The sequence below is a fragment of the Paenibacillus sp. FSL R7-0312 genome, assembly GCF_038004445.1.
Taxonomy (GTDB): domain Bacteria; phylum Bacillota; class Bacilli; order Paenibacillales; family Paenibacillaceae; genus Paenibacillus_AQ.
Genome location: NZ_JBBORE010000001.1, coordinates 163,988 through 177,507 on the forward strand (window position 1 = coordinate 163,988; position 13,520 = coordinate 177,507).

Genomic DNA, 13,520 nt, shown 5'->3' on the forward strand with positions numbered 1-13,520 from the left:
CTACATGAATAAGAGGTGTCCACGCTATGCCTGAAATCCGTAATTTACAGCTGCTCCCTTACCCCCAGCAGGTCTCAGTATCCCAGGGCCTGTTTCTCCTTCCGGCCAGGGGGAGTATTGTTCTGGCCGGTGAGAGGAATCAAACCGCACTCCCGGCAGCCCGCAAGCTTCAACAGATTACTTTACAGGCGGTTCAGCTCCGTCTGTCTCTGTCGGTGGGGATACGCCCCTCCACTGTTTCCGCCTTTACCTTCAGCTATAATGCCCTGCTGACGGCCGGAGCCTACGAGATTCACATTGATGAACACGGAATCACCGTTGCCTATGGCTCCCCGGAGGGCGCTTATTATGCGGTCGGAACGCTGAAGCAGCTGCTGGAGCAGTATGGCAGAAGTATTCCCCAGCTGGTTATCCGTGATCAGCCGGATTTTGCCGCCAGAGGACTCATGATCGATATCAGCCGCAACAAAATCCCCAAGCTGGAGACCCTGTACCGGATCATTGATCTGATGTCCGATCTGAAGCTGAATCAGTTACAGCTATATATAGAAGGAGTTCCATTTGCCTATGAGTCTTTCCCGCAGGTCTGGGAGCTGGAAACGCCCATTACCGGTGAGGAAATTCTGCTGCTGGATGCCTACTGCCGTGAGCGATATATTGAGCTGGTGCCTAACCAGAACAGCTTCGGCCACATGGAGGGCTGGCTGACCCGTCCTGAATTCAATAGTCTGGCCGAAATTCCCGAAGGCTTCATGCTCCCTGATCATATGTATGACAGTGATCTGTATCCCAATGGGCTGTTTATGCATCCCGGAACCTTCGATACGGAAGATCCGCAAGTACTGAAGCTTCTGGGCGCAATGTATGATGACCTTCTTCCTTACTTCCATTCGCAGCTATTCAATGTCGGATGTGACGAGACCTATGAACTGGGGCTTGGCAAAAGCAAAGCGAAGGCCGACCCCGAAGGTAAAGGCGAGCTCTATCTCTCTTTCCTGGAGAAAATCCACGGGCTCGTTACGGAGCGCGGTAAAACCATGCAGTTCTGGGGTGATATCATTATCCAGCATCCGGAGCTGATTCCCCGCCTGCCGAAGGATATTATCGCCATGGAATGGGGCTATAGCGCCGCTCATCCTTTCGAAGCGGATACCCTGAAATTCCGTGAAGCAGAGATTCCGTTCTATGTCTGTCCGGGAACCAGCTCCTGGAATTCACTTACCGGACGGACCGACAATATGCTGGCTAATCTGCGCAGTGCGGCAGTCCACGGCAAACGTAATGGTGCAATCGGCTACCTGATTACAGATTGGGGCGATTTCGGCCACTGGCAGCATCTGCCGGTCAGCTACGCCGGATTCGTATACGGGGCTGCACTGGCCTGGAATGTGGAGGGCAATCTTGAAGCGGATGTTGCCGGATACCTGAACACATCCATCTTCCATGACCGCTCCGGAGCCATCGGGCAATTACTGCTCGATCTCGGTAATTACTACACCTTCGAATCCGGAACCCTCCGCCCGAATGATACGGAAATGTCCATGCTGCTGCGCAGCAGTCTGGATCATGTGCATCTGGCAGAGAAGCTGACCGGAGAGCAGCTTCAGCAGCTTGAGCATTACATCGCCGGCATAGAAGCCAAGCTTGAAGGGCTCGCCCTGGAATGCGATGATGCCGGTCTTGTCGCAGAAGAGCTAAGCAACGGGGTTCACTTCGTGAAGCATGCCGTGCAGCTGACCCGGCTTAAGAAACAAATGGCCGGGGCAACGCCGCAGATTGATGCGACACTCGTTCAGGAGCTGATCCATGATCTGGACCTCCTGCTTCATCATTACCGGCAGCTATGGACCCGGCGCAACCGGCTCGGCGGCCTGGAGCAAAGTGTGTCGAAGCTAGTCCGCCTGCGCGGAGAGTATGTTGCGCTTGCAACCAGGCTCAGTGAAGCTGAAGTACAATAATAGAGTTAGTCCCAGGACTATATACTCGCTTGGTGTGATCAGAACAGGTAAGCGCAAAAAAAATGTTGTAAGAATGAGACAATTTCCGGTTAAGGGTTCTATATCTCGAAGAATGTTGTATTTCGTGCAGGAATTCTGAGCGAAGTTGTACTGCATTGCGGTTGCGGTACCCAACCCTTTAGTATCTCTAAGCAGACGAGTCCCTATCCACTTTTGTGGATAGGGACTCGTTTTTTCACTACATCCGTCACTTCCCTGATACTGATACTCCCTGCTCCGCTCTTCCATCCGCCACCCGCCAGTTGGTCACTCCGCCGCCCAAGGCTGAGTAGTTGAAATGACGGTCTCCCCGCTTGCCGCTGCCTGCTCCATCAGCAGCGCCAGATACTGATCCTGGCTGCCTTCGGCCAGGCTGTAGAAGGAAGGGCCTCCCTCTACATGCCGCTGCATTCTGTACAGACTCTCCGCGATAGCAATTTCTTCTTCCGTTAGCCGGGCAGGAATAAAGGGATTGCGGTACAGCCACTCCCCGTCCCCCATAATTCCCCTGAGATATAAGCCCTCCAGGTTCCCGCCGTGGCCGGCATCGATCCGGCGCAGCTGGCTGTAGACTGGAGTGTCATAGCTCTGCAGCCAGGACATCTCATCGTTCATCATCTCTCCACGTTCCCCACGGACGAGCACGCGGCCAGCGCGAATCCAGGAGAAATACTGGTCACGGGTGAAATCATAGACCCCCAGCTTGCCGCCGAAATCGAGGGTAGCCAGCGTTTGCTCGGTCTGCACCAGCTCCTCGGCAGCCGGAGGCCCGCTGCGCTGCGGGCCGTTAATAATTGAAGAACCGAAACGCTGTGCACGGATATTCACATTCTCGAAGCGGAGATCCAGCAGTTGCCGGATCAGGCTGATCCCGTGATATCCATGGGCCGCTGACACCTGTGCCTGACTGATTGTCCCGAGGCGTCCTGAGCGGGCCAGCCTGATCCGGGCTGCATGCATCGGCTGGAACATGTACTGCTCGGCTATCTGGATAACGGCTGAACGGTCCAGCGCATTCCATAGCTGAGTGAGCTGTTCCAGATCCGGCGCCGGCGGGGTTTCCGCCAGGAGCGGAATTCCTTCCGCCGCCAGTCTAATAATGTAGTCTTTACTGATCTCCCGCTTCAGACAGATGACTGCAAAGGAATAGCCGCCTGCTTCTATAAACGTATCGATGGAAGTATATACTTCTACTCCCCAGATTCTCTTCAATGCTTCCGCTTTATCCTTATTCCGGACGTACATTGCCCCTACGGCAAAGCGCTCCGGAAGTGCCCTGGCGATCCGCAGATAGAATTCAGCCCGCCAGCCTCCGCCCACCAGTCCGAACCTGATAATATCCATGCTTAACTTCTTCCTTTCTGCAGTGCTCACATAATGTTATTCCGTTGTTCCAGCCTTCTCCCGGTCTGGAATCTCTCCATTTAAATAGTCCGTTAGAACCCCAGAGACCTCATTTCCAAAATTGGATTGAAATAGGCTGAATCTAGGACTATAATCATGACAAATACCCACTTTTTTCCTAATAGTAGAAGAACAATACATTGTTGACAGGAGACAAGCCCATGGATTGGCTTCATGATTACGAGGACGAGCTCCGCCTGGTTTTTCAGGAGAGCTGCACGGTTATCTCAGCGTTTCCCGAACCGCTTAATGCTCAAGGCCTGGCCTATCTTGATCAGTTTAACGTATTTAGGGCAGGAAGCCACAAAAATTACATATGTTATCTTCTCCCCTTCTGGCTGCAGGACAGATGCGGCCTGAGTATCCCCCTGACCCGTCAAATGTCGGTCGGCAATGTCTTCTTTATGCTCTACTTTTTCCTCCAGGATGATCTGATGGACAGTAATGAGCTCTCCGCTGCACAGGCACTGCCGCTGGCCAATCTGCTCTATGTCGAGTTTCTGAATATTTACCGTCCGCTGTTCCCGGCAGATTCCCCGTTCTGGTCATACTTTGGCCGTTATATCTCGGAGTGGGCAGACAGTGTAAGCGGTGAAGCCGGCGGAGATTATTTCCTGAGGGATCGCCTCCGCATCTCCCATAAAGCCAGTCCGCTTAAGCTTACCAGCACGGCGGCACTGCTGCTCTCAGACCAAGCCCACCTGATAACCGAAGCCGAAGAGATGATTCATGGCGTACTGCTGACCTTGCAGATGCTTGACGACTATGAGGATTGGGAACAGGATTTGGAGGAGGGAAATTACAATTGCCTGCTATCTCTGGCACGCTGCTATGGGGAGGATGACGGAGTACCGCTCACTAAATCATCGGTGAAGGATTTTATTTTTACAACAGGCGGACTTGCTACGTATGCAGGGACAGCTCTGGTTAATCACAGCACACTTGAAGCCTTCACGCTGGAGCTTCCCCATCTGCTATCCTTCCATCAGGTGCTGGTGAAGAACCTGCAGCATATGGCCGCAGCGATCGAAGCCGAGAAGCAATTATTGCAAAGCGGAGGGCTCAATTATTGGTTAACCAAAAATATGAATATTTTATAAAATATACAAAAAGCAATAGAATTATAGATTGGCCTATGTTATGCTTATCAGGAAAATATAACCATTTTGAAAGGGTGATTGTATTGTCAGACGCAATTCTTAAGAATCAAGTGATTCAGAAGGCCTGGGAAGATCCAAGTTTCAAACAGAGACTACTCACAGATCCGAAAGCAGCCCTCAAAGAAGTGCTCGGCATTACCCTTCCTGATAACATTACACTGAAGACAGTAGAGGAAGGCTCCAATGAGTTCTATCTCGTTATTCCTCCGAGTCCGGCTTCCGGAATGATGAAGACTAATGTCTCTGCGCTCGGCATCTGGTAACTTTCATTAATGAAATTAAGCTAATAGGGAGTTGGAATCATCCGGACCTTCTGCACGCGGCAGAATGGTGATGGATTCGGTTCCGGCTCCTTTTTTGCTCATGAAGCGGATTTCACCCTCCATCGCCTCGATAATACGGAAGGTAACCATCAGTCCAAGACCCGTACCTTTTGTTTTGTTGGAAGAGAAATACGGTTCACCCAGCCGGCTGAGGACCGCAGGCTCCATTCCCACCCCGTTATCCTTAATATGAATATATACTTTATCCCCTTTACCATAGGCCCGCAGGTGGATCGCGCCGTCTTCTCCCAGTGATTCGATGCTATTCTTGATAATATTGATCAGCGCCTGCTTGAATTTGGACGAGTTGCCCTTAACCCATAAGCAATCCTCAACATCCAGAATCATTTTGCCTCCATTTAAATGGCACAGCGGCAAGAGTATGCTCTGGATATGCTTGAATTCATCGTTCACGTTAAGCAGGGAAACCTGCTCAAACTCCGGTTTGGCAAAGGTCAGGAAATCCGTGATAATACTCGCTGCACGGTCCAGTTCACTGAGTGCCATGAACAGATATCTCCGCTCATCGCCATTCGACTTCTCGCTGAGCAGCTGGAGGAACCCCCGGGTGACCTGAAGCGGGTTGCGCACCTCATGGGCTACAGACGCCGCAAGCTCGCTGATAATCTCCATTTTCTCCGAACGCTGCAGTTCATTGTTGAACAGCTCCAGCTCACGCGAATATTTCACCACCTGCTGATGGTTCTGTGCCAGCCGCCGGCCCAGGATGACGATCAGCGACAGAATGAATACAACCAGCGCCCATTTCCAGTAGAACAGGTCATAATTTCCGCCCTTAACATAATACCAGACCAGCTCCGAGACCCCGGTTAATGCCGCAGTACCGAAACCAATGGCAAAAATGATGGCATCCTTATTACGCTTCAGGGAGAATATGATCACACAGGCGATTAGCAGAATGAATTGCAGGATCATGATGATCCCAAGAATCTTAGTCGAGACAAAATAGTAGAATTCTATAATCCTGTCGCCGGAGAGCGTATTAACAATCAGACAGAGGATGCAAAAAAGGGAGTAGCAGGACTCGAATTTGCGGAACGAGCGGATGATGCCAAATTTGCCGCCGCCGAATATTTTCTCAAACAAAAAGGTCAGTGAAGGCAACAGCGACAACAGTGCCACGTCAAAGAACACCACGCTGACCGGTCCCAGATAACTGTAGAAGGTATATGTAAACGGAGAGTAGGTAATAGACAGCACTCCGGTGGAGGCTATCACTATGGCTAAAGAAGCTGCTACCGGGAAGTACTCCTTGTTCAGATAAAATGAGCAGACAAACAGGACCACCGCCACGAACACAAAGGCGCCGCCCAGGATCACATCGATAAGTCCATTTTTAATATAATCCTTAATCAGAACACTATGCTCACCGACCACGATCTTATCCTTGATTCCGATCCGGTCCTTCAGGGTTTCCGTCCAAATATACATTATTTTACCGTTGTCCCTCATATCCAGAGGCACAAGCAGTGAATAATTATCCTTGATAAAGTTGCGGTCACTCTCGAAAATCAGCCGTTCTTCTACATACACTCTGACATGCAGGGCATAGATCGCATCAATATAGACAGAAGGGGCTGCATAGCTATATGAGGGCAGTGTTATCTTCGTCCAGGCGGAGGATACCCCGGAAGGCAGCTGAGGCATGTCAGTCCTCGCTTCGATCTCCATCCATCCCTCCGTGTCCGTCAGAGGAATCTTACGCCCGCTGTCTCCCGGCCCCTCCTGCCACTTCATCTGCCAATGGCTGATCTCGCTGGCAGGATAGTAACTTTGCGCGGACACCAGAAACGGCCCACAGGCTACTGAGAGCAGAAACAGCACCAACGATATATGTAAACTTTTGAACATCAAAGACATGCAAACACCTCAGAAGAAAGTTTCAGAAACAAAGTTCTGTTAATGTTAGTATTTCGCTTCACCCTCCGCCCATCCCTTCAAAAAAACGGGATAAACAAAAATAATTCCTAATTATTTCCGCTAGCTGGTAATTTAACAATAACCTCTGTCCCCTCATTCTTCCTGCTCTGAAACTCTATGGAACCATTCATCGCTTCAATAATCCGGAAAGTAACCATGAGGCCAAGCCCCGTTCCCTTCTTCTTATTAGAATAATACGGTTCACCGAGCCGGGCCAGCTCACTGACCTTCATGCCTTCGCCGTTATCCTGCACACTGATGACCACATGTCCGCCTGTCTTCCAAGCAGTTACTACAATCAGGCCTTCCTCCTGCAAGGACTCAATGCTATTCTTGATCAGGTTAATGAACGCTTGCTTGAATTTGGCCGGGCTGCCCGAGACTTGAAGATCCTCCTGCAGATGCAGTTCAATGGCTCCACCCTGCAGATTGGCGAGGGGCACCAGAATACCTGACACATGCTTCAGCTCTCCGGAGACTTCAAATACATCTACCGTATCCATACCAGGTTTAGCGAACGTCAAAAAGTCTGTAATGATGACCGAGGCTCTGTCCAGCTCCTCCATGGCCATCTGCAGATACTCCTTCTCCTTCTGTGCGGAGCGTTCTCCCAGAATCTGCAGGAAACCGCGGGTTACCTGCAGAGGATTCCGTACCTCATGGGCAACCGAGGCCGCGAGTTCACTGATAATCTCCATTTTCTCCGACCGCTGAAGATCATTATTGAACTTCTCCAGTTCCCTGGAGTATTCCAAAGCCTGCTCATGACTCCCCGCAAACCGTCTTCCCAGAATAACAATCAGGGAAATAACGAACAGAACCATTCCCCATTTCCACCAATACAGATGATACCTCTCCGAAGAGAAATAATAGATCAGCAGCTCACTCAGGGACAGGAAGGCAAAGACAGAGAACCCCACCGAGAAAATCACAGCATCTTTATTGCCTCTGAGGGCATAAGTCAGCGACATATACAGCAAATAAACAAACTGCGCCATAATCAGCACACCTGTAACATTGATGGTCAGGAAGGAGTACAGATAGTCGAGCCGGAAAGAGAGCACAGCATTCAGAGCAAGCGCCCCCAGGCAGAACAAGGAGTAAGCCAGCTGAACATTGCGCAGCCGGGTGGTATATCCCCGCTTGCCGGGTCCAAATAATTGTTCAAAGTAGATCGTAAACGCCGGCAAAAGTGTGAAGAGCGCCAGATCGAAGCAGATTCCCGTAAGCCGCTCCTGGCTGTTCACGATCAGCCGCAGAAACGGGGAATACGTAATCAGCAGCACACCAAAAGATATAATGACCAGAATCAGAAAAAATCCGCCTGTGAAAAATTCCGGTTTAAGGAAGAACAGACAGATCATCAGCGCTCCGCCCATAAATATCAGCGCCGCTCCAATGACAATATCCACCAGATCCTGCTTCACATAGAAGGACAGCAGCTTGTCGTAGCTGCCTACCCTGACCTTACCCCCGATGCCGAAATCTCTGCCGCCGCCGGCACTCCATAGATACAGCTGCTTGGCACTGTCCTCCCCGGATAGCGGAATCAGCACCTTGTTGCCGCTGTAATTGATCACCTCACTGGAATCATAGATGAGCCGGTGGTCTATATATGCCTTAAGGCTGTCGCCGTATACTTTGTCGATCAGGAGTGCTGAATTCGCCTCTGTCTGCGGCAAAGAAAACCGCAGCCAGACTGAATCCGCTTCTGCAGGCGGTTGCGGCTTGTCTGCCCGCGCCTGCACGGTCCTCCACTCCCCGGAAGGAGCAGCCATCGCCTCCTGGATATCATGTATAGCTGCATGTTCCCATTTAAGCTGCCATGCCGGTAAGGCTACTTCTTTATGTCCGCCCCATTCCATGGCAATGCCAACCAGGATTATGGAAATTACGAGCAGCAGCATAATTAGTGCGGCTGCTGTTTTAGTTGAAGGCAACTTCATTGTGGCACCCCAGTGAATCCTTAGTTGTATTTATGTAGTTCATATGATTCTTATTTTCGACAACGTTCGCACTATACCTGCCTTATCCTGCAAAAAACCTCGAAAAATAGAAGCTAAGTTAGCTTGTGAAGCTTATGCATTCTTATATTTACACGCTAAATGTGGTTATTCCACGGGAGGATTGAATATATTAAGCAGATGGCTACCTGCCTGGCTGCCGAATAGATTCGCCGCCGGTTTAAAGGGTATACAATTACTATAGGTAAAGGTAAAGGAGGCTCGCGATGGACACTCATAAGAAACCCGCTGATGGTGAAGAACAAGACCGTGAGGACCTGATTACCGAGCGGGATATTGATGAAGACTCCGGACTGTTCCAGGAAGCAACCTATCCCGGCGCACTTCCCGACAAGGATCAGAAAGCGGCGGTTAATCATGCTGTCCCCAAAGAGGGGCAGACTTAAAATAAAGGGAGCTGAACAGCAATGGGCAATGAATTCAATAAGACCGAAGCCGACTTTGCGTACGAGCGTTATACCAAAATGGGCGGCGTTTCCCCGGAACAGGATATTCCGCTGGAAGAATTGCGTCCGCTCGGTACGATTACCGAACAAAGTCCAAGCGACGAAGTGGACACTGCCGGGAACCGGCCGCTTGAATCTGCTCTGGCCAGCCATGATCCCGCTAATTTCACACCCATAGATTTCGACGGTGTAGTGGACGACGGTTCAGATCCGGCACTGGTCGGCGATAATATTCTGGCTGCCGACATCGGACTGAATGTGCCCGATTCCGGGCTGGGCCCGCGGGCGGACCGGACTCCCCCACAGGCAGGGACTCCGGCGCCGGAACGGGACGAGCTCCTGGAATCGGATGCACTGTACGCTGCCGGCGCGGCAGGCCTGACCGGCAATGTAATTGATTATGCGGAGGAGGAGGAGCTGCTGGAGGAAGAGGAAGAGCTTCCGCTGGAGGATATTCCGGATGCCGACGATCTTGATCCCGAAAGCCCCATTGACCCGGTCTCCCCGGACCCCGATGCTATGCCCGGTACCGATGTGCTGAACGGCTCGAGCGGCGAAGAGGAATAAGCGGCAGAACTGTATTGACTTTTGAACGAAATAACCTTACTATAATTGCATTCAATACGGCGATGGAGTTCGCCATAACCGTCCTTCGGGACTAATGACTCCTACCAGTGACTACTCGCTGGTAGGAGTCTGTTTATTTTCAGGGAATAGACTAGGGATACGGGGGCATAGCAGGATGAAGAGGAAGTATGCACGGTGGGTGGAGCTTGCAGCGCGGCAGAGCCAGCTCGCTCTTTGGAGTACATTTGTGAAATGGGTGGTGCTGGGAGGATGGGTTGGACTATTGTCGGGGAGTGCCTCGGCTATTTTCCTGAAAAGCCTGGATGCCGTAACCAAGGTCCGGGTGGAGCATGGCTGGCTACTGTTCCTGCTGCCTGTGGGGGGCGCTCTGGTAAGCGGTATGTATATGCGGTTCGGCAAGAATAGCGCAAAGGGGAACAATCTGATTCTGGAGCAGATTCAGCAGGGGAATGAAGCCATTCCGCTACGAATGGCGCCTCTGGTCCTTATTGGGACCCTGATTACTCATCTCTTCGGCGGTTCTGCCGGACGTGAAGGAACGGCAGTGCAGATGGGCGGCAGTCTGGCCGATGCGCTTGGAAGATGGATCCGAATCAATCCGCTTGACCGGAAAATACTGCTGATGTGCGGAATCAGCGGCGGCTTCGGCTCGATCTTCGGGACTCCGCTGGCTGGGACAGTCTTCGGTCTGGAGGTTATCGCCATAGGCCTGATCAGCCACAAGGCACTGCTGCCCTGTTTTGTTGCCAGCTTCACCGGCGACCTAGTGGCTTCCCGCTTGTGGGACGTTCACCATATCCACTATAAGGTGGATGTCTTTCCCGGCATGGACGCGCTGGTGCTGGTCAAGGTCATCGCGGCCTCTATTGTATTCGGTCTGGTCAGCCTGCTGTTCAGCGAGCTCACCCATTATCTGAAGCGGAGCTTCACAGCCATTATCCGTAATCCTATGCTCAAAAGCGCCCTCGGCGGACTGATCATTATCGCCTTGGTCTATATTGCAGGTACCAGAGATTATCTCGGTCTGGGCATCCCGCTGATCAGCAGCTCCTTCGAAGCAGACGTACATCCTTTCGCCTTTCTATGGAAGCTCATCTTCACAGCCTTCACCTTGGGGACCGGATTCCAGGGCGGTGAAGTGACGCCGCTATTTGCCATCGGAGCCACGCTGGGGAACAGTCTGGCCGGCTTGCTTCATCTCTATGGACCTTTTCTGGCTTCGCTCGGGTTCATCGCCGTCTTCTGCGGAGCAACCAATACACCGCTTGCCTGCTTCATTATGGGCATTGAACTGTTCGGTTCCGGCGGAGCGGTATATATGTTCATCGCCTGCGTAATCAGCTATTTGTTCTCCGGACACAGCGGCATATACAGCTCCCAGCTCATCGGCATCTCCAAAAGCGCACTGCTCCCTGTTCCTGAAGGAACAACGCTGGCCGCCGTCAAAGATCTTCACAAGAAAACAAACGGCGGCAGTTAATTCTCAGGGTGTCACCTGGATTCCTGCGTGGGCAGCATTCACCTTCGATTCCAGCTTGTGTGTCTTCACGAGCACAGCTGCTACAAGCAGCATGATGCCGTTAATGACAAATACCCAGCGGATCGGCAGGAAGGCTCCGAGCAGACCGCCGATAATCGGGCCCGCCATCGTTGCCAGCTGGCTGGCCGCCTGATTCAGCCCGAAGGCCCGCCCGCGAAATCCCGGTTCAATAACCTGGACTATCATCGCGTTCACGGAAGGAAGCACACCGGCATAGAACAAGCCGTAGGCAAACCGAAGAATAGCAAACTCTACATAACCTGATACAAAATACTGCAGAATATTCCCGATGCCTCCACCGATTAGCCCGATGAAGAGAATAAAGCCATAGCCTTTGCGGCTGCCGATTCTTCCCCACTGCGGTGCCATAATTACGGTAGCGATGCCGACTGCAGAGAAAACGATTCCGGAGCTAAGCGAGGCGCTGCTGCGCGAAATCCCCATGTCCAGCAGATAGATCGGCAGCAGCGGCTCCAGAATCATGACGGAGAAGGTACTGATGCCCGCCAGCAGAAGCAGGGTGATAAATGCCCGGTTCTGGCCGGCTTCCCGGATATCATCCCGTACCCTGGAACGCGGGGCTGAACGGTCGAAGTTCTCTTCCTTGGCGAAGAAGGTGGCGATCAGCGCGGAGACCAGCACAATAACAGCCGAGAACAGGAACGCAATGCGATTGCTGGAATAATAGCTGACTACACCGCCGATGAGCGGCCCGATGATACTGCCGGTGGCTCCGGCTGTAGACATGATGCTAAGCGCATAGCCAGTCTTATCCTCCGGTGTGTTGGTCGCTACCATAGCAATTGCTGCCGGAACGAACCCTGCGAGCAGTCCCTGCAGGATACGCACGACTAAGAATACATAAGGATCATGCACGAAGAAATTAATCAGATATAGGGCCGCCAGGCTGAAGCCCGAACGGATAAGCATCGGCTTGCGGCCGTATTTGTCGGCAAGTGAACCCCAATAAGGCGAGATTAGCGCGCTGGCCAGAAACGTAATGCCGAAGCTGACCCCCGACCAGATCTCCAAATGGCTTGTAACACCTAACTGGTCGCTAAGAAAAATGGAGAGGAACGGAATCGAGATCGAATATGCCGTACTGCAAAAGAAAACCCCTACCCAGAGCACGATCAGGTTCCGCTTCCATGAAAAATTCATGCTGCACACATCCTTTCAGTGGTTCTTGGAAGCACATCCCCCCATTCTACCCCTCTTTGGAGAATGTGCCAATCCCGGCCCAAGGGGCAGGCTTTGCAAGAAGCGGGACAAAGAAGGTATGATACAAGGGTGACTGTACCAGATTATTCAAAGATAAAAGGAGAGATTGTGACTGATGCTTACTACAAGAAAACCCGTCATCCTGCTTGCGGTGATGTGTCTGATGCTCGTGATTCTGGCGGGCTGCGGCAACAAGCCTGTAAACAATAATGCTGCTGCAGCTACAGAAGGCGTACCTTCTGCAACTGCCAGCCATCCGGTGGTTACCATTGAAATGGATAACGGCGCCATCATCAAGGCCGAGCTGTATCCCGAGGTTGCCCCGGGCACGGTCAACAACTTCATTTCGCTGATCCAGAAGGGCTTCTATGACGGAACGATCTTCCACCGGGTTATTCCCGGCTTCATGATTCAGGGCGGCGACCCTGACGGTACAGGGATGGGCGGTCCGGGCTATAGCATCGCCGGAGAGTTCTTGAACAACGGCTTCACTAACAATCTGCTGCATACGGAAGGCGTTCTGTCTATGGCCAGAAGCCGGGAAATGGATACGGCGGGTTCACAGTTCTTCATTATGACCGCTGCATATCCGAGTCTCGACGGGGACTATGCCGCTTTCGGCAAGGTTACCGAAGGACTGGAAACGGTACAGGCTATTGTCAATCTGCCGCGTGATGCTAATGACCGGCCCGAACAGCCGCCGGTAATGAAGAAGGTTACGGTTGATACACTCGGCGTAACCTACCCGGAGCCGCAAAAGGTGCAATAAAGCTCTGCGAATCAGCCTCGCAGGCCTGCCCTGACTCTAAGTACACCAGCAAAGAGCCATCATCCGGTTACGGACGATGGCTCTTTGCCTATAAAACGTATTAAATC

11 protein-coding genes and 1 riboswitch are annotated in these 13,520 nt (G+C 51.9%); of the genes, 7 read left to right on the plus strand and 4 right to left on the minus strand.

Features of this window, described 5'->3' with window-relative positions:
* The first annotated feature begins 26 nt into the window (after window positions 1-26).
* Window positions 27-1,958, plus strand: a complete 1,932-nt coding sequence (locus MKX70_RS00705; protein WP_340789972.1) for a beta-N-acetylhexosaminidase — start codon at window positions 27-29, stop codon at window positions 1,956-1,958.
* Window positions 1,959-2,264: 306 nt separating this feature from the next.
* Here MKX70_RS00705 and MKX70_RS00710 read toward each other — a convergent pair whose 3' ends face one another.
* The gene (locus tag MKX70_RS00710) at window positions 2,265-3,341 is read right to left on the minus strand and encodes a Gfo/Idh/MocA family protein (protein ID WP_340839351.1); all 1,077 of its coding nucleotides are present in this window, start codon (window positions 3,339-3,341) and stop codon (window positions 2,265-2,267) included.
* A 221-nt stretch (window positions 3,342-3,562) separates the two neighbouring features.
* On the opposite strand from MKX70_RS00710, the gene MKX70_RS00715 reads away from it, so the two are divergent.
* Together MKX70_RS00715 and MKX70_RS00720 are read left to right on the plus strand one after the other, a co-directional pair.
* Window positions 3,563-4,501, plus strand: a complete 939-nt coding sequence (locus MKX70_RS00715; protein ID WP_042232856.1) for a hypothetical protein — start codon at window positions 3,563-3,565, stop codon at window positions 4,499-4,501.
* 83 nt (window positions 4,502-4,584) lie between these two features.
* Complete coding sequence (locus MKX70_RS00720) at window positions 4,585-4,824, plus strand: NHLP leader peptide family RiPP precursor (protein WP_039302970.1); 240 nt, start codon at window positions 4,585-4,587, stop codon at window positions 4,822-4,824.
* A gap of 15 nt (window positions 4,825-4,839) precedes the next feature.
* Here MKX70_RS00720 and MKX70_RS00725 read toward each other — a convergent pair whose 3' ends face one another.
* On the minus strand, window positions 4,840-6,756 hold the full coding sequence (locus MKX70_RS00725; protein WP_340789977.1) for a HAMP domain-containing sensor histidine kinase: 1,917 nt from the start codon (window positions 6,754-6,756) through the stop codon (window positions 4,840-4,842).
* A gap of 116 nt (window positions 6,757-6,872) precedes the next feature.
* Entirely contained in the window at window positions 6,873-8,771 is a 1,899-nt protein-coding gene (locus tag MKX70_RS00730; RefSeq protein ID WP_340789978.1) for an ATP-binding protein, read from the minus strand.
* Between the two features lie 284 nt (window positions 8,772-9,055).
* On the opposite strand from MKX70_RS00730, the gene MKX70_RS00735 reads away from it, so the two are divergent.
* From MKX70_RS00735 to MKX70_RS00745, 3 genes are all read left to right on the plus strand, one after another.
* Window positions 9,056-9,235, plus strand: a complete 180-nt coding sequence (locus MKX70_RS00735; RefSeq protein WP_042232854.1) for a hypothetical protein — start codon at window positions 9,056-9,058, stop codon at window positions 9,233-9,235.
* Between the two features lie 21 nt (window positions 9,236-9,256).
* A complete protein-coding gene (locus MKX70_RS00740) occupies window positions 9,257-9,862 on the plus strand; it encodes a hypothetical protein (protein WP_052415996.1) in 606 nt (201 codons plus the stop codon).
* Window positions 9,863-9,911: 49 nt separating this feature from the next.
* Window positions 9,912-9,973: riboswitch (Fluoride riboswitch) on the plus strand.
* A 64-nt stretch (window positions 9,974-10,037) separates the two neighbouring features.
* Window positions 10,038-11,363 carry a voltage-gated chloride channel family protein gene (locus MKX70_RS00745; protein ID WP_042232853.1) on the plus strand — a complete coding sequence of 442 codons (1,326 nt, stop codon included), beginning with the start codon at window positions 10,038-10,040 and terminating at the stop codon, window positions 11,361-11,363.
* A gap of 3 nt (window positions 11,364-11,366) precedes the next feature.
* On the opposite strand, the gene MKX70_RS00750 is transcribed toward MKX70_RS00745, so the two are convergent.
* Window positions 11,367-12,584, minus strand: coding sequence for an MFS transporter (locus MKX70_RS00750; RefSeq protein ID WP_042232852.1), 1,218 nt, complete (start codon window positions 12,582-12,584; stop codon window positions 11,367-11,369).
* Window positions 12,585-12,759: 175 nt separating this feature from the next.
* On the opposite strand from MKX70_RS00750, the gene MKX70_RS00755 reads away from it, so the two are divergent.
* The gene (locus MKX70_RS00755; RefSeq protein ID WP_340789981.1) at window positions 12,760-13,413 is read left to right on the plus strand and encodes a peptidylprolyl isomerase; all 654 of its coding nucleotides are present in this window, start codon (window positions 12,760-12,762) and stop codon (window positions 13,411-13,413) included.
* Window positions 13,414-13,520 lie beyond the last annotated feature (107 nt).